21 protein-coding genes and 1 tRNA gene are annotated in these 17244 nt (G+C 42.1%); 7 read left to right on the forward strand and 15 right to left on the reverse strand.

Annotated features, from left to right (window positions below; all coding sequences use genetic code 11):
• Positions 1-39: 39 nt before the first annotated feature.
• Positions 40-189 carry a hypothetical protein gene (locus BB781_RS15710; RefSeq protein ID WP_164997827.1) on the reverse strand — a complete coding sequence of 50 codons (150 nt, stop codon included), beginning with the start codon at positions 187-189 and terminating at the stop codon, positions 40-42.
• 14 nt (positions 190-203) lie between these two features.
• Positions 204-1118, reverse strand: a complete 915-nt coding sequence (gene moaA / locus BB781_RS08430; protein WP_094228059.1) for a GTP 3',8-cyclase MoaA — start codon at positions 1116-1118, stop codon at positions 204-206.
• An 89-nt stretch (positions 1119-1207) separates the two neighbouring features.
• Between moaA and BB781_RS08435 the strand changes: the two genes are divergently transcribed.
• Together BB781_RS08435 and BB781_RS16120 are read left to right on the forward strand one after the other, a co-directional pair.
• Positions 1208-2524, forward strand: coding sequence for a cobyrinate a,c-diamide synthase (locus BB781_RS08435; RefSeq protein WP_094228060.1), 1317 nt, complete (start codon positions 1208-1210; stop codon positions 2522-2524).
• 399 nt (positions 2525-2923) lie between these two features.
• Positions 2924-3493 carry a PEF-CTERM sorting domain-containing protein gene (locus tag BB781_RS16120; RefSeq protein WP_094228061.1) on the forward strand — a complete coding sequence of 190 codons (570 nt, stop codon included), beginning with the start codon at positions 2924-2926 and terminating at the stop codon, positions 3491-3493.
• 49 nt (positions 3494-3542) lie between these two features.
• Here BB781_RS16120 and priL read toward each other — a convergent pair whose 3' ends face one another.
• The 4 genes from priL to BB781_RS08460 form a co-directional block, all read right to left on the reverse strand.
• Positions 3543-4607: a DNA primase regulatory subunit PriL gene (priL, locus tag BB781_RS08445; protein ID WP_094228062.1), complete on the reverse strand. Its 1065-nt coding sequence runs from the start codon at positions 4605-4607 to the stop codon at positions 3543-3545.
• Between the two features lie 3 nt (positions 4608-4610).
• Positions 4611-5348, reverse strand: a complete 738-nt coding sequence (locus BB781_RS08450; protein WP_094228063.1) for a DNA polymerase sliding clamp — start codon at positions 5346-5348, stop codon at positions 4611-4613.
• Between the two features lie 114 nt (positions 5349-5462).
• Positions 5463-5777, reverse strand: a complete 315-nt coding sequence (locus BB781_RS08455; RefSeq protein WP_094228064.1) for a transcription factor S — start codon at positions 5775-5777, stop codon at positions 5463-5465.
• On the reverse strand, positions 5755-6171 hold the full coding sequence (locus BB781_RS08460; RefSeq protein ID WP_094228065.1) for an NUDIX domain-containing protein: 417 nt from the start codon (positions 6169-6171) through the stop codon (positions 5755-5757). Before BB781_RS08460 ends, BB781_RS08455 begins: the two co-directional genes overlap by 23 nt.
• A 66-nt stretch (positions 6172-6237) precedes the next feature.
• Here BB781_RS08460 and artA point away from each other — a divergent pair, with 66 nt between their 5' ends.
• The 4 genes from artA to BB781_RS08480 are packed head-to-tail and all read left to right on the forward strand — an operon-like array spanning position 6238 to position 8704.
• The gene (gene artA / locus BB781_RS08465; protein ID WP_094228066.1) at positions 6238-7059 is read left to right on the forward strand and encodes an archaeosortase A; all 822 of its coding nucleotides are present in this window, start codon (positions 6238-6240) and stop codon (positions 7057-7059) included.
• Positions 7060-7668, forward strand: coding sequence for a phosphatidylserine decarboxylase (locus BB781_RS08470; RefSeq protein WP_094228067.1), 609 nt, complete (start codon positions 7060-7062; stop codon positions 7666-7668).
• 5 nt (positions 7669-7673) lie between these two features.
• Positions 7674-8336, forward strand: coding sequence for an archaetidylserine synthase (locus tag BB781_RS08475; protein WP_394335333.1), 663 nt, complete (start codon positions 7674-7676; stop codon positions 8334-8336).
• Positions 8333-8704, forward strand: coding sequence for a dihydroneopterin aldolase family protein (locus BB781_RS08480; RefSeq protein ID WP_094228069.1), 372 nt, complete (start codon positions 8333-8335; stop codon positions 8702-8704). The genes BB781_RS08475 and BB781_RS08480 overlap by 4 nt, the downstream gene beginning before the upstream one ends.
• On the opposite strand, the gene hisC is transcribed toward BB781_RS08480, so the two are convergent.
• From hisC to BB781_RS08525, 9 genes are all read right to left on the reverse strand, one after another.
• Positions 8701-9798 carry a histidinol-phosphate transaminase gene (hisC, locus tag BB781_RS08485; protein ID WP_094228070.1) on the reverse strand — a complete coding sequence of 366 codons (1098 nt, stop codon included), beginning with the start codon at positions 9796-9798 and terminating at the stop codon, positions 8701-8703. The genes BB781_RS08480 and hisC overlap by 4 nt on opposite strands.
• Positions 9785-10891: an acetylornithine transaminase gene (locus tag BB781_RS08490; RefSeq protein WP_394335334.1), complete on the reverse strand. Its 1107-nt coding sequence runs from the start codon at positions 10889-10891 to the stop codon at positions 9785-9787. The genes hisC and BB781_RS08490 overlap by 14 nt, the downstream gene beginning before the upstream one ends.
• A gap of 180 nt (positions 10892-11071) precedes the next feature.
• Positions 11072-11413 carry a hypothetical protein gene (locus BB781_RS08495; protein WP_094228072.1) on the reverse strand — a complete coding sequence of 114 codons (342 nt, stop codon included), beginning with the start codon at positions 11411-11413 and terminating at the stop codon, positions 11072-11074.
• 59 nt (positions 11414-11472) lie between these two features.
• Positions 11473-12303: a polymer-forming cytoskeletal protein gene (locus BB781_RS08500; protein ID WP_094228073.1), complete on the reverse strand. Its 831-nt coding sequence runs from the start codon at positions 12301-12303 to the stop codon at positions 11473-11475.
• Between the two features lie 144 nt (positions 12304-12447).
• The gene (locus tag BB781_RS08505; protein WP_094228074.1) at positions 12448-12921 is read right to left on the reverse strand and encodes a PUA domain-containing protein; all 474 of its coding nucleotides are present in this window, start codon (positions 12919-12921) and stop codon (positions 12448-12450) included.
• Positions 12922-13483: 562 nt separating this feature from the next.
• Positions 13484-14950: an RtcB family protein gene (locus BB781_RS08510; protein WP_094228079.1), complete on the reverse strand. Its 1467-nt coding sequence runs from the start codon at positions 14948-14950 to the stop codon at positions 13484-13486.
• Between the two features lie 112 nt (positions 14951-15062).
• A complete protein-coding gene (locus tag BB781_RS08515; protein ID WP_094228075.1) occupies positions 15063-15506 on the reverse strand; it encodes an archease in 444 nt (147 codons plus the stop codon).
• A 58-nt stretch (positions 15507-15564) separates the two neighbouring features.
• Positions 15565-16176, reverse strand: coding sequence for an archaetidylinositol phosphate synthase (gene pgsA, locus BB781_RS08520; protein ID WP_094228076.1), 612 nt, complete (start codon positions 16174-16176; stop codon positions 15565-15567).
• A gap of 54 nt (positions 16177-16230) precedes the next feature.
• Positions 16231-16788: an aldolase gene (locus tag BB781_RS08525; protein WP_094228077.1), complete on the reverse strand. Its 558-nt coding sequence runs from the start codon at positions 16786-16788 to the stop codon at positions 16231-16233.
• A gap of 98 nt (positions 16789-16886) precedes the next feature.
• Here BB781_RS08525 and BB781_RS08530 point away from each other — a divergent pair.
• Positions 16887-16960, forward strand: a tRNA-Thr gene (locus BB781_RS08530).
• The last annotated feature ends 284 nt before the right edge of the window (positions 16961-17244 follow it).

The raw sequence follows: 17244 nt of genomic DNA on the forward strand, positions 1-17244 counted from the left end.
AGGTCAGAACAAATAAAAAAGAATTCTGGAAAATCCTGATCATTGCTTCACTTTAATCAGGATCTCTTTACAATCCTTATCCACACCATGCAGAGTTGTGGCGGCACCAAATACCGTGCTACCAAGTATAGCCTGAACAAAGTGATTTATCTCTATTTCTTTTCCATCTACTATTAATTCAACTTCCATTTTTAAAACTCCTGTCAACTTCTGCAAAATGGCACGCGCTTGCTTACTGCCAGCCTGAAAAGATCCGGCAGTTCCTCCTTACTGGCATTTGAAACATCGACCATATTATCACTTACCAGCAGGCACGGTTTGAGTTTGCCGTCTGCGGTGACTCTTAACCTGTTGCAGTTAGCACAGAATTCCGTATTGTCCACCGGCCTGACAAACTCGACTTCAGCGCCATTGATGATATATTTTTTCCTCTTGTGCAATTCACGGACCCGCACATCTGATGAAACTGATAAAAGAGACTGTTCAACATCATTAGCATTTATCCTGTACTGAGGAATATCCCTGAAATCCATTAGCTCTATAAGCTGCAGTATCACTTTACCCCCGTAACTACGGGTAAAGTCCAGCATATCCCCAATCTCATTGTCGTTAAGATCCTTCAAAAGGACCATGTTCAGTTTTACAGGAGTCAGGCCTGCATCAATAGCTTCCTGAATACCATCAAGTACACGTTCAAAACTGCCTGTTGCAGAATTGGTAATCATACGATATTTATCAGGATCAAGAGTATCCAGACTTATGTTTACCCTGTCAAGACCTGCATCCTTCAGGGAAGAAGCCCTTCCTTTTAATAGGGCTGCGTTGGTTGTAAGAGAAAGGTCCCTCATGTCCGGCAAACGGGTAAGTGCATCTTCAAGGTCTTTCCTGATAAGTGGTTCGCCTCCTGAGAGCTTTAACCGATCTATCCCAAACTGCGAAGCTGCCTCTACAATATTAACGATGGTGTCTACTGGCATCTCACGACTGTGACCAATGTGGCCTTCGTTATGACAGTAGATGCAATTCATGTTGCAACGATCGGTTATGGACATCCTCAGACTTCTTACCGTGCGCCCGTAAGAGTCTGTGAGGACTTCCCCTGTTCCTGCGGAAGACATAGTACCTAGATATACGTTATTTATTTAACTATTTTGAATACTCTTCCGAGGGAATAATACATATATAGAAATTGTACACAATTAACTCCATGACAAAAGCGGTGTTACTTGCAGGTACCAACAGCGGAGTTGGAAAAACAACGGTTTCCATGGGTATTATGGCAGCTCTTAAAAGACGGGAAATGGAAGTCCAGCCCTTCAAGGTCGGACCTGATTACATCGATCCCACATACCATACAGCCATCTGCGGCAAGCCTTCGAGGAATCTGGACACGTTCATGATGCAAGTCGATGGTGTTAAAAGAACTTATTCAAAACACTCTGAAAACGCAGACATCAACATTGTTGAAGGAGTAATGGGGCTTTTTGACGGCATGGATTCAACTGAGGTTGCAAGCTCTGCGCATGTTGCAAAAACACTTGGAATCCCGGTAATACTTATCGTGAATGTCCACGGGATGTCAAGAAGTGCCGCAGCTATTGTTAAAGGCTTCTCTGAATTTGACAAGGATGTGAAGATTGCCGGAGTGATACTGAATAAGGTAGGTAGTCCCAGGCATGCAAAGATGATCATTGACTCGATACCAGACATCCCTATTGTAGGAACCCTGCCACGTAACCAGGATGTAACCGTGCCCTCGCGTCACCTCGGACTTTACATGGCACATGAGCAGGAATTTGATACTGAGAAACTTGCCACTTTCATCGAAGAGAATATCGACCTTGATACCATTATCTCAATTGCACAAACAGCCCCTGATGCTGATAAGAACATTGCAGAAGAGGACAGTGAGGCAGATGTAAGAATTGGTATTGCATATGATAGTGCTTTTTGTTTTTATTACCAGGACATGTTCGATGCTTTCAGGAATGCAGGTGCAGAACCTGTGTTCTTCAGTCCAATAAAAGAAGAACTTCCTGAAGTAGATGGACTGTACTTTGGCGGCGGCTACCCTGAGCTATACATTTCCGAACTTGAGAGGTCAAGGACAACAAGATCCCTGAAAGAATTGTCTGCCGATGGAATACCCATCTATGGAGAATGTGGGGGATTGCAATACCTTTCAACATCATACGACATTGAAGGAACTGTTTACAAGATGGCAGACGTCCTCCCTGCACAGACAGTCCTTACAAAGAAACTGCAGGCCCTCGGATATACAGAAGGGCAGGCCAGCGGGGATTTCATCAAAGGGACAATACGGGGACATGAGTTCCATTATTCTGTGACATACTGTGACAATGATGCAAAGCTTGTCTATGAAATGAAAAGAGGAAAGGGAATAATCGATGGTAAGGATGGCCTCACAGAACATAATTCCCTCGCAAGCTATACCCACGCGCATCCGGCTTCGTTCCCTGTGAAGAGCTTTGTGGAGAAATGCAGAGAGTACAAGAAACGATAAGACTTTTTATTTACAGATACATTATATACATAAAGCCGTACCACGTCATAAATGTGTTTAGTTGCATTTCATAACAACATCAAAAGGCATAATAATTGAGTTTATTTGCTAAAATATAGTGTCGTTTTGTGCTTTAGATAGCAACTTAAACCTAAATGAATACCTATTTTTTAAAATTATAGGCAAAGTAAACTAAGAGTCAGATTTTCAACGAGAGCCTTATTGCACATGTACGGACTAAAGTGAAATCTTTATAGAAGTGCAGGCGAACTTAATAAAGTATAAATAGGATTAGATTTATAGGCTAATTAACATTTAAAAAATATACAATATGTATATTGTAAAATAAATAATTATACATAAATAATGAGATATTAAAAGATTTAATTTGGTGGTACAATGAAAAAAATAAATATATTGTTAATACTTACAGTATTGCTGCTCTCAATGACGCAAGCAGCAAGCGCGCAGACAGGACTTGAAGATGGCTGTTATTGTGTGAACTTAGTTGGAGATTATTCACCAGCTCTACAAGTTGCTACGGCATCCCCAATCCCCTCTACATTCCATTTAGATGTAAATGCAAAAGTGTGCAAATCCGGAACTGTAATTACAGTTGAAGAATTCAAAGACGTCAATAGTGATCCCGGTGTTGCGCTGGACACATGCATAGTTACAATCCTTGATGAAAATACTATTGAGCTTTTTGCAAATGGTACATGTATGGACGGCAATTACTTTGAAGGAAACATGATCCTGGTAGGAAGCAATGGAAACTACGCAACACAGTCCAACAAACCTGCAATAGGCACAGTTATTACGCCTTTCAGAACAATACCTGTAATGGGATTTTTCACAGCAACCGTCACACCATGCCCTGACCAGGAAATCCCTGAATTCCCAACTATAGCTCTTCCAATGATCGCAGTCATCGGACTTGCATTTGTAATGCAGCGCAGGAAGGAATAAATCTAAAATCCGGGACTGAATGTCCCTATCATCTTTTTGTATAATAGGATTATTCATCCATTGCTTTTTCAGCCACAACGGCTTCATCAGGTTTTTGTGAATCCCTTTTTCTGAACCATAACTTGCGGCTGTAGTAGTTAAGAGGATGACTGATCTTTTTGCACATCTCATCAGGTGCATAACAATTACCATAGGTCTGCATTGTCGCGCACGATGGAGGCTTGTAATGAGTGCCTGAAGAGCCTGCAATGTGCTCTACTTGGTACCTGGCTTTTTCCACATCAAAATCAGGAGATGTGGTAAACAAGTTCATGATATCATCAACATTCATGCCAATGGTAAGCAGGAAGGCAGTCATTGCAAATCGCATAGAATGTGCGAGATTAACACCTGCCTGTGTATTAGCTATTGCATGTGTTATGCATGGAGGAAAAAGGTCAGTCTCAACAGACTCAAATTCAGATTCACCAAACGTGCTTTTTCGCTCTTCAAGAGCCGTCCTGACCTCCGTGAGATATGGCTCACATGCCGGGGTTAGCCCTTCAGGAACTGGCATTGGTAAATTATGCTCAACACGCTCTTTAATAAGTTCCTGCAAAAGACGGGCAAACTCCTCTTTAGAAACATTTACATTACCATGATCAAGTTTACGATTGACAAGTTTCCACTCAATAGCCTTCATGGAGCTTGCCATTCGGATATAGGATGTGAAATGTATTTTGAAACCGTGTTCAGTTTCATCAGCAGAAACGCCAAAATCAAAAGCTAATTCCCTGAGAAAATCAAGGTCATGCATCTTTAAAAGTTTGTATGAAGCAACTGCTTCTGCAAGACAATATCGCCTTGTCAGAAAAGGATCGTCGATACAGGAAATAAGTATCCTTGAAAATGGATAGGAAAGTAATTCCAGCAGGATCTTCTGTTCATCCGAAATTGAGAGAGAGGGTTTTACTATTTCACCTGAAATTGCCTGTAAAACACGCTCTTTACCACGAATACGTGATGATTCCATGGCTCTGGACGTAACCAGGCGATCAAGAGAAATCCCAAGGCCCTTCACATAGGAAGAAGCCCCGGAAATATAAGGATATAATGCAAAATCCTTTTCATCCATATATCAGTCAGATTCGATCCTCGGAGCCAGAAGATAACGTACCTTGCCTGCACCATTTGCAATGGAGAAACCAATCTTCACCGGGAAATCTTTTCCAATCTCCACAGTGACCTCATTTGAGCGAGATGCCGGTTTTACAATATCTGAAAGATAATCCAAGGAGAACAGGGACCGTGCTTCACCAGGCCTCATGTCAATAAGCTTGTCTCTTGTCATGTCAAGGCGAACACGATCAGTGTCCCCTTCTGCTTCCATATAGAACACATCACCATCGATACCAAGCAGCATGTGGTCACTTATCTTCTCAGCAGCCTTAACTGCCCTCTGCAGATCTTTCCCGTTGAGGATGACCTCCGCCGGAAGTTCAAGCTGCGGTATCCTTGGTTCCGCCCTGATCGTAGAAGGATCAAGCAATGCAAGAGTATAAGAAAGGCCTCCAAGATGTAATGACATTTTCTGGGACATTTCGTCAAGTTCCATGATAACTTTCTCGTCCTTGCCTGCTACACTGAAAATATCATTGATCTTTGAAAGGTCCATGCCAATCTCAGAGTCATCAGCAGTAAACTCATCAAATGCATCAGAACTAAGTTCAAAACTGACCATAGCTACATTTGCAGGATCTACAGCCCGGACAGCTATTCCTTCAGGAGAGATCCTGAACCTTGCCTCATCAACAAGAACCGAAAGAGTTTCAATTGCAGTTTTCAAAATATCTGCATCAATAGTTGCCTTGAACATCTAAATTCGCCACCAATAAATTTAATTTGTAGGTCATTATATCTGATAAGTAATATAACTTTTCTTTTAAATTATATCTGAAATCGAACGAATGACATCAGACGCAATGAGGATTTAATCATACTCACGCCAGGTACATCCACATTTCGTACATTTGAAAAAACGTGTCTCCGATTCATCTGCAGACCTTAGCTGGCGCAACCACCAGTATGCAACGTTATGGCCACACTCTTCACATCGGACAGCAGTTGTTGGAAGTCCTTGATCAGTGTTACCTTCAAGCACAGTAACTTCCCTCTTTTCTCTGGATGCTTTTGAAAGCAAAGCCTCTGAAGCGTCCTGCTTTCCTTTAATATAACCACACTTTCTGCACTTAAAAGAACCACCTGAAGGAACCATCATACTTTTACATTCGGGACAAAACTCCATAAATATCACATCTCGCATTTTCTATAATTTCGTTATGGTCAAAAGCCATTTCCGGTATGTCCTGAAGATCAAATAAATGCACTCCTTTAGCATCCGAATCAGCTCTTGGAACACCCTTTCCCATGGCCAGATAGACTATGCTCACCGTGTGCCCGCGGGGATCACGCGAAGGTTCTGAATATACTCCAAGTAACTTAACTATTTCTATCGCAAGCCCTGTTTCTTCAAGAGCTTCGCGTACAACCGCTTCTTCAGTTGTTTCACCAATATCTACAAAACCACCGGGCAGCGCAAACTTCTCTTGAAACGGTGGGTTTTTTCGTTCAATGAGAACTATTTTCCTGTTCAATATGATTACGGCATCGACCGTGAGTTTGGGGGTATTGGAGGACATGCGGAACAAAAACTTAATAGACTATATCAAATATATAGGAGCCATACCTATTAAAGGTGTGCTTAAATGATCGAGAATGTATTATGGATAGCAGTTGCTTTTATGCTGTTGGGATCAATACTCCCCAAAAGTGCAAAAGCACGTAAATTGCTGTCTTCAACTGGATGGGGATTCTTTTCCATACACTGGTTTTACCAGCCATTTCATTATGTAGAGATTGGAGACTACTTCAACGTAGCCTTGGTTATAGTTGTAGGAACAGTGTGCCTGATTATAGCACATACTATGCTAAAAGAATATCAGAACAAGGATGAAATAAATCCGAAGCCAGACATTACATCAATGGCAACAAGTGCAACAGCACTTGGTTCTCTGTTCTATTTCCCCTTTGCACAAATGGATTTCCTGAATGTATGGATAATATCACAGGTAACTGATAACGTATTATGGATGTTGCATTTCCTGGGTGAGCCTGCAGAAATGATTGCATGGAACAAGATAGCTCTTAACGGTTATCAGGTAGAGATCATACTTGCATGCACGGCTATTGAAAGCATAGCAATGTTCATAGGACTTATTGCATCTGTAAATGCACCTTTCAAAAGACTGGCTGCAGCATTCATAGCATCCGTTCCGGTGATATATATCTTAAATATAATAAGGGATGTATTTGTGATAATGGCTTATGGATATCAGTGGTTTGGCCCAAATAGCTTTGATATTGCCCACCATACCATTGCAAAAATAGGGTCAGGCGTGTCATTGTTCATCATTGCATATGTAGTCATGCGCATATTGCCCGAACTAGTAGACCTGATAGAAGGGATCTGGCTTTTGGTAACCAGGTTCATTCAGAAGCTATTCTATAAAGAAGCAGGAAACCAATAAATGCTTGCAAAAGGTTCTTTTCCCTGGATATTTACATCCATCACTGTAGGTGTGACAAGTCTTCTTGCATACCTCATATACAACATCCCATACACGGGAAAACTTGCATTACTGGCTATTTGCATAACAGTGTTTTTCTTATTCTTTTTCAGGGACCCTGAAAGAGAAATTAAAGAACATGAAGATTATATGCTCTCACCAGCAGACGGGAAGATCGTTGACATAAGGGACAGGAAGATATGTATATTTATGAACTTCCAGAATGTTCATGTCAACAGAGCACCTATCACCGGTAAGGTCCGTACAATAGAACACAAAAAGGGAGGGTATATCCCGGCTTTCTGTAAAGATTCATGCCGTAATGAAAGAAGCCACACCCTTATAGAAACCAAACACGGAATCGTAGAAGTTATACAAATTGCGGGAACGGTAACCCGAAGAATCGTGTCCTATGTAAGGGAGGGAGAGCATATGGCACAAGGGCAGCGATTTGGAATGATCCGTTTTGGATCCAGAGTTGATGTGACAATCCCCGAAAACTTTAAAATAATAGCTCAAAAAGGAGATCGTGTGCTTGCCGGCGAAACGGTAATCGCCAGAATACGATAAAGGAAGTGAACCAGATATTCCATACATTGAAATTGCCTGATTATGTCACCCTCCTCAATGCATTATGCGGAGTAACAGCAATCCTTTTGATATTGAATGGTTTCACCTATCTTGCACCATTGCTCATACTTGTCGCTGCAGTTGCCGACGGTCTTGACGGACATATTGCCAGAAAATTCTCATCCAGCGAAATCGGAGGAAATCTGGACTCACTTGCCGACGTGATATCTTTTGGTGTTGCACCCGTCATAATTACATATTCCTTTGCAGAAAACAGATACATCCTTCCTGCATTATTTCTTTACTTTGTTTGCGGAATCCTCAGGCTTGCCAGATTCAATACAATGCATCAGGGAAAGAATTCATTCAGCGGGTTGCCCATTACTGCAGGAGGGATTGCCATATCTTCATACCTGCTTATGGGGGAACGATTCTTTGATGTCAGAATAATGACTTCCATAGCCTTGATACTGGGAATCCTCATGATAAGCAATATAACATACCTTAAAGTCAGAAATCAGAAGATACTCATACCTCTCACATTGATCTTTGCGGCGACAATCATTTCATATAGCATAGACATCAGCTACACACATATAATGGCATCTTTGTTATCAGGACTTATGATGATCTACATGGTATCACCTATTATAAAGAAGACCACATGAGGGAAATCGTGCAGCAAAAAGAAGCAATAACAGACAGGGACAATGTACTTTTCGAAGCCGGAATAAAACTTGGTGCGCTTTATCATCAGTTCACAGGTTCACCTGTCAATCTTAAAACTGTGGATAGCCTTGAGAAAGCAATACAGCAAAGCATTTCAGTCCAGCCATGTGTTGAACAGATCAAAGTTTCCATTAACAGGGATATGATACGCTCAAAGCTGAACAGAGAGTATGGTTACTGTGAACTTGAAGGCCGTATGCTGGACGTCAGGATCAGAGCCAGCTTTAAAAGTGCAACAGTGGAGGTTAGCCTGGCATTTGACACCAAACTCGACTATCCACTTATGAAAATAGAAAATATCTATTAAACACTGCAGGCCTTTGCTTCTTTGAAGGCTGCAACTACTTTTTTATTTTGTTCCTGTGTACCGACTGTTACGCGAATAAGGGAATTGCCCGCATTCTTAAATGACCTGCAGTCCCTGACAATAATACCTTTCCGAAGGAGAGACTCTGCCACATCCATAGCAAGCTGTGGTGCAACGTCCACAAGTACAAAATTTGCCTGTGAATCAAATACCTTATATGGGATATTCTCCGTAAGGAAAACACGTCCTTCCCGGGTAAATGAGATACTTTCTTCTAGATATGCCTTGTCGGAAAGAGCTGCTACCCCCGCCATAACAGCAGGATAACTTACATTGAAAGGAGTTGCTATTTTCATGTACCGGACTTTTAACCATGAAGGCATAAGCCCATACCCTATTCTCAGTCCTGCCAACCCGAATACTTTTGAAAAAGTCCTTCCTATTATAAGATTATCATATTCCATCACCAGGTGAGATAGATTGCTATCTGCAAACTCAACATACGCCTCATCCACGAATACAAGTCCTTTTGTAGACCCCAGAATGTCACGCACATCCACCTCATCCATCAGTTTGCCAGTCGGATTATTCGGGGAACAAAGGAAGACAACTTTTGTTCTTTCAGAAATGGCAGCCTTTATTACATTCACATCAAATGCAAGCTCGTTACCGGGAGCCACATGAACAGCAACCGCACCATTTGCTCTTGCTGCGATCTCATAATAAGAGAATGTAGGAGTGGGCAATACTACCTCATCCCCCGGAATTATGAGCAATCTCATAAGATTATCCAGAAGTCCATCCATACCCGGACCTGAAGCACAGATATTCTCTGCTGGAAGACCTGTATAGGCAGATATTGCATCCACCAGTTCCGAAGCATCTGCTGAAGGATAGATATTCACTCTGGAAGCGGTTGATACAAGAGCTTCAATCGCCTTGGGTGACGGACCAAGTACATTCTCATTTGAACCCAGCTTGATTATTTCAGACGGGTTGAAACCGTATTTTTGTGCAATTTCTTCAATTGATCTTCCCGGAACATATTCAGCAATGGAAGCAACAACTTCCTTGACAAGCTCAGGCCTGCTCAAGCACGTTCACCACCGTATCGATCTGCTCTTTTGTGATTACCAGAGGTGGTGCAATACGCAGGACTGTTTCTGAGGTACAGTTCAGGAGAACACCGTTCCTGCGGCCGTAGTCTACAAGATCTGCGCATTTGCGGTTGAACTGAACACCTATCATCATACCTTTTCCACGGACTTCAACAAGACCATCTGTGGAAAGCTTCTTCAGTTCATTCTGGAAGTATTCACCCATTTCCTTTGAACGCTGAAGGAGATTTTCCTCACGTATGATCTCAATAGATGCAAAAGCAGCTGCGCAGGCCAGAGGATTGCCTCCAAAGGTTGCGGCATGCTCGCCACGACCAAAAGAGATTCCTTCACGTGCAGCGATAGCTCCCATCGGGAATCCACCGCCCATTGCCTTGGCCATTGTCATGATATCAGGTTCAACACCGAAATGCTCTTTACAGAACCAGGTTCCGGTCCTGCCAAAACCCGTCTGTACCTCATCAAAGATCAGGAGAGTCTCAGTCTCATCACATATCTTGCGAACTTCCTTCATGTAAGCTTCCGATGGTATATTTATGCCACCTTCGCCCTGGATTGGTTCAACTATCACTGCTGCTGTGTTCGAAGTTATGGCATCTGAAATTGCCTGTGCATCATTGAATGGAACAAACATCTCTTCCTGCACAAGAGGCTTGAAAGGAGCACGATACATATCCTTATATGTCAGACTCAGGGCACCCATTGTGCGCCCGTGGAAGGAGTGCTCCACAGCTATAAAATTAGTCTTTTTAGTAGTGACCCTTGCAAGTTTCATTGCAGCTTCCACTGCCTCAGTGCCCGAGTTACAGAAGAAGACACGGTCCATTCCTGTTATATCTACCAGTTGCTCAGCAAGCTTTGCCTGCGGCTCAGTGTAGTACAGATTAGAAACATGGATCAGCTTTTCTGCCTGCTCCTTTATTGCCTCTACAAGACGTGGGTGACAGTGCCCTACATTGTTCACTGCAATGCCGGCAACACAGTCAACATATTCCCGTCCTTCAATATCACAGATAACAGAACCTTTCCCACTGGCGATGACTATTGGCTGGCGGCCATATGTCTGCATAACATATTTTGAATCTTTACTGAATATTGATTGTGAATCTGATGAAGATGAAATATAATCCTGTTCCAAATTAACACCTTTTCATTATAATATTAGAACCTGTTTTAAATCTGACTATCGATACAATGAAAAACAAAAAACAAAAGTGATGTAAAACCTCCTGGGAGGTTAAAGATCACTTTAAAGGATCCGTCTGTCAGGAACCCTTATCGCTACATAGAGATGATAAAGGAAAAGCAGCATTGAAAGCTGGAAAATCGAAAGCATTGTACCTTTTAGTGCATCGTGCTGTGTACTTCCGGTAATTGAATTTACTGTAATGAATGCCTCAAAAAGATAAAGAACGAAACCAAATGTAAGGAAAACAAAATACTTTTTGAGATTCTTAAAGGCCACATAAATTCGCGAGCGAATGACATCCGGATCTATCTTGAGAAGAAGATAAGATGTCAGCAAAGATAAAATAACTATGCACAGACGAACTGCAAGGTCTATGAAATTGAAAATTCCAATTGAATTCATAACCATCCCCTCATTATTGTGTGTTTACCCGATATATAACTACTATTACTGTCACTAAATTAAATATCCAGTTCCATCAACTCATTGTCACTTAAAGCAGCATCTTCATCGCGCTCAAAGACAATACCAGCTGGCGCGCGCATTACGCCATCCACACGGGCAGTCTCATGGATCTTTACCGACTGGGAATTTATCTCGCCCAGAACATGCGTTCCGGCAGCAATGTACACATTGCCCCTTGAGATGATATTTCCATGAATTACATTGTCTGTTCCAAGTTTTACATCCTGGATGGTACGTATGCTTCCATAAAGTGTGGTTCCGTTTGCCATTTCAAGGGAAGTGGCGCGTATGTTGCCAACAAGCCTGCACTTGCTTCCAATGATAGCATTTGATGGGACCTTCATAGAATCCATTGATATTTTGGAGCCATTTGGAATTATCATTGAATTAAGTCCGATGGACTCTACATCATCCTCAAATAATTCACTTAATGCCTTTTCAACTTCCTCGTCCTTTCCAAGCCTTAAGAGCTCACTTATGTAAAGGAAAAGATAAACTATGACCGGGATTGGATTCCTTACAACTATCCACCCTTTAGCCTCAAATCCACCGTTTATCTTTACATCATTGCCAATATCAAGGTCACCTTTTACCACTAATTTTCCATCAATTGTGACAAATTCACCTATATAGGCATTCTTATCTGTTTTAACATTCCCGCCTATCTGTGACCAGATATCTATCCTGGCATCATTGGTAGAGGTCAGATCTCCAGAAAAGACAACCCTCTCACCCAATATTATTGAATGTGCAATGATACCATATCTTATCTCGGAGTGATTGCCAGCAATGACATCCCCATCTACGACTATTGTATGTTCTTCCATCCTTGTATTATCTGGAATTACAAATGTCTTAAAAATCTCCTCTTCTATGCTTTCACTCTCCGGTAGGGGATAAACTGTATCAAAGGCATTACTATGACTTTATTTTCATCGTATTTAATAGATATAGATTTATAAATAGTTATTCTAGGATTGTGCTATCCCTCGCCTGACATCAACCGCAGGACCCCTGCCCATACGAATGGCCTCATGAGGAGATAACAGTAACTGACCAGTTGCCAGGATTTCATCTGAAGCGTCAACAACTATCACTTCATCACCTGCACGGAGGTCAGGGTCCACATCTACCACGTGTTTGGCAAAAGTAGTCTTACCTTTTGATACAAAAGGTACTGCATCTTCACAAATGACAACCCTTGAGGCAGGTTTTTCAAGCATCCCGTGTAAGGCAACAGCACCATCGATACTCAAAGTCAGCATACCATCCTTGGCACGAATGGTTGCCATATGCTTCCCATTATACAGGACCTGTCTGATGCGCTTGGTTTTGGAAAGCTGGAAAGTAACACCATCAGGAAAAAGAACTTCTCCACAACCTTTTCCGAACTGGATATCGGCCATTATTCTTACTTTTTTGAGATTTTTATCAGCATTGCTCATAGATGCTAAATAAAGTATAAGTATTAAATTGATAGCGGTTAATTAAGATGGTTGATACGAACTGCTGGCCTTTATGATAGAGAGTTAATATGATGAGGTATATAAATAATGTCAAACAGATTTATATATAATAATGACTAATTATAAGTTGAGGAAACAGGAACAACTGCTTGTAACTGTATTCAAAGGTATAGTAACTGTAACCAAGCAAAACCATTCATCCCCTCAAACATGTTCCTGTTTCCTCGTTGCTCAATTATTTGAGTAAAACTGTTTTTTGGATTTTATGTTAGTTGGAACCCTATTATTTGTTTAATTGTAACTATTCAGCCTATCCATATCAGCCTATTGATGCTGATTCGGTTAAAATTGAGAAGTTTAGTCCTAAATTAATTTGAAATGCAAAACGAAAGCAAGTGGTACAATTAAAATAAATGTAGCGTAAGAAATTCACGTATCAACTTTTTATCACAACGGTTATTGATGGTGATTCTATCAGGCTGAATAGTTACGTTTAATTTATAATTTAAAACATAAAAAAAGGTAGCCAGAATAAACAAAATTAACCTTTGACTACCCCCATTGGAAGGACACGTGCAACTTTTGTGGCAATACCAAGGTTGTGTACAACATCAACAACATCACTGCTGGATTTGTATACCTCTGGGGCCTCCTCGGCGATAAGTGAAGGCTGGGTTGCCCTTACAATGATCCCCTGTGACTTTAACTCTTTCTGAATCTCTTCACCACTCAACTCGTGCTTTGCACTCTTGCGGCTCATGACCCTTCCTGCACCATGACAGGCACTGCCAAATGTGATGTCCATTGCTGCAGGGCATCCTTTCAGGATATAGGAGGCTGTGCCCATGCTTCCGGGGATGATGACAGGTTGTCCTATACTGCGATAATCTTCAGGGACTTCCGGATGACCTGCCGGAAATGCACGTGTGGCACCTTTTCTGTGAACGTAGACCTCTTTCTGTTCACCATCTATGGTGTGTTTCTCAAGTTTTGCAACGTTATGAGCAACATCATAAACAAGGTCAAGACCAAGGTCACCAAATTCATCTTTAAAGAAACGGTCAAACACTTCACGTGACCAGTGCATTATCACCTGACGGTTGACCCATGCATAGTTTGCCGCACATATCATTGCCTTGAAATAGTCCTGTGCTTCCTCAGACTCAGCAGGAGCACATGCAAGCTGCTTATCTGGAAGGGTTATCTTATACTTCTTCGAAGCCTGGGCTAGGACCTGCAGATGGTCCGTACATATCTGGTGGCCTGCCCCACGGGAACCACAATGAATCATAAAAGTAACCTGGCCTTCCTTAAGACCAAATGCCCTGGCTGCTTCCTCATCATACACCTTATCAACATACTGCACCTCAAGGAAATGATTGCCGCTTCCAAGGGTCCCAAGCTGTGGCCTTCCCCTTTTGCGGGCCTTTATACTAACCTTTGAAGGATCAGCACCAGGCATTGTACCGTTGCTCTCACAATGACTTACGTCTGCCTCTACACCATATCCGTTTACAACAGCCCAGCGCACGCCATGTATAAAAATATCATCGAGTTCTTTATCATTGACCCTTATACGACTCTTTGAGCCAACACCGGAAGGTATGGCTTCAAACAAGGCATCCAACAATTCTGGAAGTTTCGGACGGACATCCCCCTCGGACAGATTGGAGCGTATGAGGCGCACTCCACAGTTGATATCAAAACCAACCCCCCCGGGGCTTATTACTCCTTTATCCTTATCAAAGGCCGCAACCCCCCCAATAGGGAAACCATAACCCAGATGAGCATCAGGCATTGCCATGGAATATTTCTGTATGCCCGGAAGAGAAGCTACGTTTGCAACCTGGTCGAGAGTTTCTTTTTCAAGAATATCAAGAAGGGTCTTTGATACAAATATTCTCCCGGGGACATTCATACCAGGTTTAAAGTTTCCGGGCAACTCCCATGTGTTATCATTGATCTTTGTAAGAATATCATAAACTGAATTTACATTTGCCTCTGACATAATTATTCCTCTTGCCATATTTGTCCTGTAAAATGTGATATGAAGACTATATGCGCTAATCTTATGAATACATTGATAATAAGAAACTGATAAAACTGGTATGCAACGATATTCAGGTATCCACAGTTGCCTGTATCATCCAGCCTTCATCCCTCTGTTCTATTATCATGTCGTTGTATGTGGCCGCTTTTACTTCAGTATCAAACACATGGACCGAATGGTCGATGGTTTCCCCAAACAAGGTTGCATATATAGAGCATTCTTCATCACTAACATTAAGCTCATTGACCTTTATGCGGCCAAATACCATTTCATCAACCTCAAAAACAAAAAGTATCTCTGAAAGCCAGTCAAAGAGAAGACTATCGATATCATTGGCAGCCAGTTTAATATTCACCGACAAAGTGTTCTTCACTGAACCTGTATCGACCATGACATTGAGCATGGCAAGGGCAGCGTTTTCGAAAGCTTCACCAAGGCTTTTTCCGTAAGCCCTGAATTTGGCATCTGCTGTGTGTTCCAGATACTCAAAGTCTTTGCCCATATAAGATGACATGAACCTTAATTGACCTTGGTATAATTAAATTAGCTCCTCAAGGTCATTATGAGATACGTCATTTGAGCTGTTTCCATATATGCACTATGCGCTGGAAAGCAGTTATGTGGCTACCTGCTCCGATGACTATGATCATCCAGCCAAGAGATGAGAAACCGTATAGTTCAGAAGGATAAACAAAATAGACCACTGAAGAAAGCATGATAAGCACCAGTCTGTCAGCCCTTCCGATGATACCACCATAATATCTCCCAAGATGAAGTGCCTGCGCCTGTGTACCAAGATAACTTGTGAGCAGCACACCTACTATAGTTACAACGCCTATCTGCCAATCCACGTACCCGCCAAAGAAGATGCCACAAATTATGAATACATCAGAATAACGGTCTATGACATGGTCAAGGAAGTCACCCCTTGCACTGGCTACGTTGAGATAGCGCGCCATCAGACCATCCACTGCATCAAGCAGAGAATTGAACGCAACCAGCAGCCCGGCTACCAGCACAAGAAGCGGATCAAAGGCTGAGTAGTAGTAAAGAAAGCCTGCAAATGCTGCAAACAAAAGTGAGAGCATTGAAATAGCATTTGGTGAGATGCCTGCATCTGCGGTAATCTTTGCCAGGGGCTCAAGTACTTTTGATGCTACGGGTCTTAAAGCATTGAATGTCATGAATATTGTACCAAATGAGCATTTTTATGATTTAACGTTTTCCGGGAAAAACATCTAACTACTTTTTTTTGCAAGGTCATACCAGTATTTTATCTTACATGAATGCTCAACCTGAGTTGTCAGCACATATGCCTCATCGAGAATCTTACCAATGGCAAAAGTGCCGTGACTATAGATAATAGATGCCTTGTGTGATGCAAGGGATGTCGCAAGGTTCTGCGCAAGTTCATCAGAACCGATGCCACCTTTTACAATAGGCACTTCCCCCAGGAAATACTGCCCTTCACTGTCAGCAGGAGTTATACTATCACCTTCGGCCAGCAAGGAAAGCGTTACAGCAAATGGACAGTGCGCATGAACTATGGCAAGTGCCGGAGTGTTCCTGTATATTGCCCTGTGGACAATGGTCTCGGAAGATGCGATCATATCAAGTGCGCACGATCCGTCCAGACTCACTTCTACAACACGATCCTCTGTGATCTCGTCCAGCGCGCATCCACTCCGTGTGATGAGCATACGGTTACCAACCCTTACACTAATGTTCCCAAAGTGGGATTCCACCAGCCCGTTTTCAACAAGTTTTTTTCCGATCCTTGATATTTCACGCCACATATGACATCTCCGGCTAATGTGCTACCATAAAATTTATCTCCTATTATGCTATGTAAGGGAATACCTTCCATAAATAGATGTGGAATAAGCATCACAGCGCCTCGATGGCTCAGCCCGGCAGAGCGAGTGATTTGTAATCACTAGGTCGCGTGTTCAAATCACGCTCGAGGCTTCTGGTACTTTTTAAAATATGACTTAAACCCACAAGATTTTGAATTGAAAATTAATTCCTACTTAATACTATATCTACAATATCCCCTGATGCCGCATTTATCACATATAGGATTGGTGTTGAGACATATGCTACCACCCTCCAACCCAAAATATTTATCGTTCCCCATCTGTCAACGGCGGTTTACTTTTCCCCACTTTCGTCGGTCTAAAATTCCCCACCTTAAGATATAAAATTACCCCCCCCCCCCACATACTTAATTAAATCTTACAGTTTTCCACTCT

It is taken from the genome of Methanolobus psychrotolerans, assembly GCF_002243045.1.
GTDB classification, from domain to species: domain Archaea; phylum Halobacteriota; class Methanosarcinia; order Methanosarcinales; family Methanosarcinaceae; genus Methanolobus; species Methanolobus psychrotolerans.

What these genes read in the sequence shown, in the direction of transcription:
- BB781_RS08460 (WP_094228065.1), bottom strand. Translation starts at nt 6,171, where the DNA reads ATGTCCTCCAATACCCCCAAACTCACGGTCGATGCCGTAATCATATTG.
- BB781_RS08525 (WP_094228077.1), bottom strand. Translation starts at nt 16,788, where the DNA reads ATGTGGCGTGAAATATCAAGGATCGGAAAAAAACTTGTTGAAAACGGG.
- priL (WP_094228062.1), bottom strand. Translation starts at nt 4,607, where the DNA reads ATGGATGAAAAGGATTTTGCATTATATCCTTATATTTCCGGGGCTTCT.
- BB781_RS08455 (WP_094228064.1), bottom strand. Translation starts at nt 5,777, where the DNA reads ATGGAGTTTTGTCCCGAATGTAAAAGTATGATGGTTCCTTCAGGTGGT.
- moaA (WP_094228059.1), bottom strand. Translation starts at nt 1,118, where the DNA reads ATGTCTTCCGCAGGAACAGGGGAAGTCCTCACAGACTCTTACGGGCGC.
- BB781_RS08500 (WP_094228073.1), bottom strand. Translation starts at nt 12,303, where the DNA reads ATGGAAGAACATACAATAGTCGTAGATGGGGATGTCATTGCTGGCAAT.
- BB781_RS08450 (WP_094228063.1), bottom strand. Translation starts at nt 5,348, where the DNA reads ATGTTCAAGGCAACTATTGATGCAGATATTTTGAAAACTGCAATTGAA.
- BB781_RS16120 (WP_094228061.1), top strand. Translation starts at nt 2,924, where the DNA reads ATGAAAAAAATAAATATATTGTTAATACTTACAGTATTGCTGCTCTCA.
- BB781_RS08470 (WP_094228067.1), top strand. Translation starts at nt 7,060, where the DNA reads ATGCTTGCAAAAGGTTCTTTTCCCTGGATATTTACATCCATCACTGTA.
- BB781_RS08495 (WP_094228072.1), bottom strand. Translation starts at nt 11,413, where the DNA reads ATGAATTCAATTGGAATTTTCAATTTCATAGACCTTGCAGTTCGTCTG.
- pgsA (WP_094228076.1), bottom strand. Translation starts at nt 16,176, where the DNA reads ATGACATTCAATGCTTTAAGACCCGTAGCATCAAAAGTACTTGAGCCC.
- BB781_RS08490 (WP_394335334.1), bottom strand. Translation starts at nt 10,891, where the DNA reads ATGCAGACATATGGCCGCCAGCCAATAGTCATCGCCAGTGGGAAAGGT.
- BB781_RS08510 (WP_094228079.1), bottom strand. Translation starts at nt 14,950, where the DNA reads ATGTCAGAGGCAAATGTAAATTCAGTTTATGATATTCTTACAAAGATC.
- BB781_RS08435 (WP_094228060.1), top strand. Translation starts at nt 1,208, where the DNA reads ATGACAAAAGCGGTGTTACTTGCAGGTACCAACAGCGGAGTTGGAAAA.
- BB781_RS08480 (WP_094228069.1), top strand. Translation starts at nt 8,333, where the DNA reads ATGAGGGAAATCGTGCAGCAAAAAGAAGCAATAACAGACAGGGACAAT.
- artA (WP_094228066.1), top strand. Translation starts at nt 6,238, where the DNA reads ATGATCGAGAATGTATTATGGATAGCAGTTGCTTTTATGCTGTTGGGA.
- BB781_RS08515 (WP_094228075.1), bottom strand. Translation starts at nt 15,506, where the DNA reads ATGTCATCTTATATGGGCAAAGACTTTGAGTATCTGGAACACACAGCA.
- BB781_RS15710 (WP_164997827.1), bottom strand. Translation starts at nt 189, where the DNA reads ATGGAAGTTGAATTAATAGTAGATGGAAAAGAAATAGAGATAAATCAC.
- BB781_RS08505 (WP_094228074.1), bottom strand. Translation starts at nt 12,921, where the DNA reads ATGAGCAATGCTGATAAAAATCTCAAAAAAGTAAGAATAATGGCCGAT.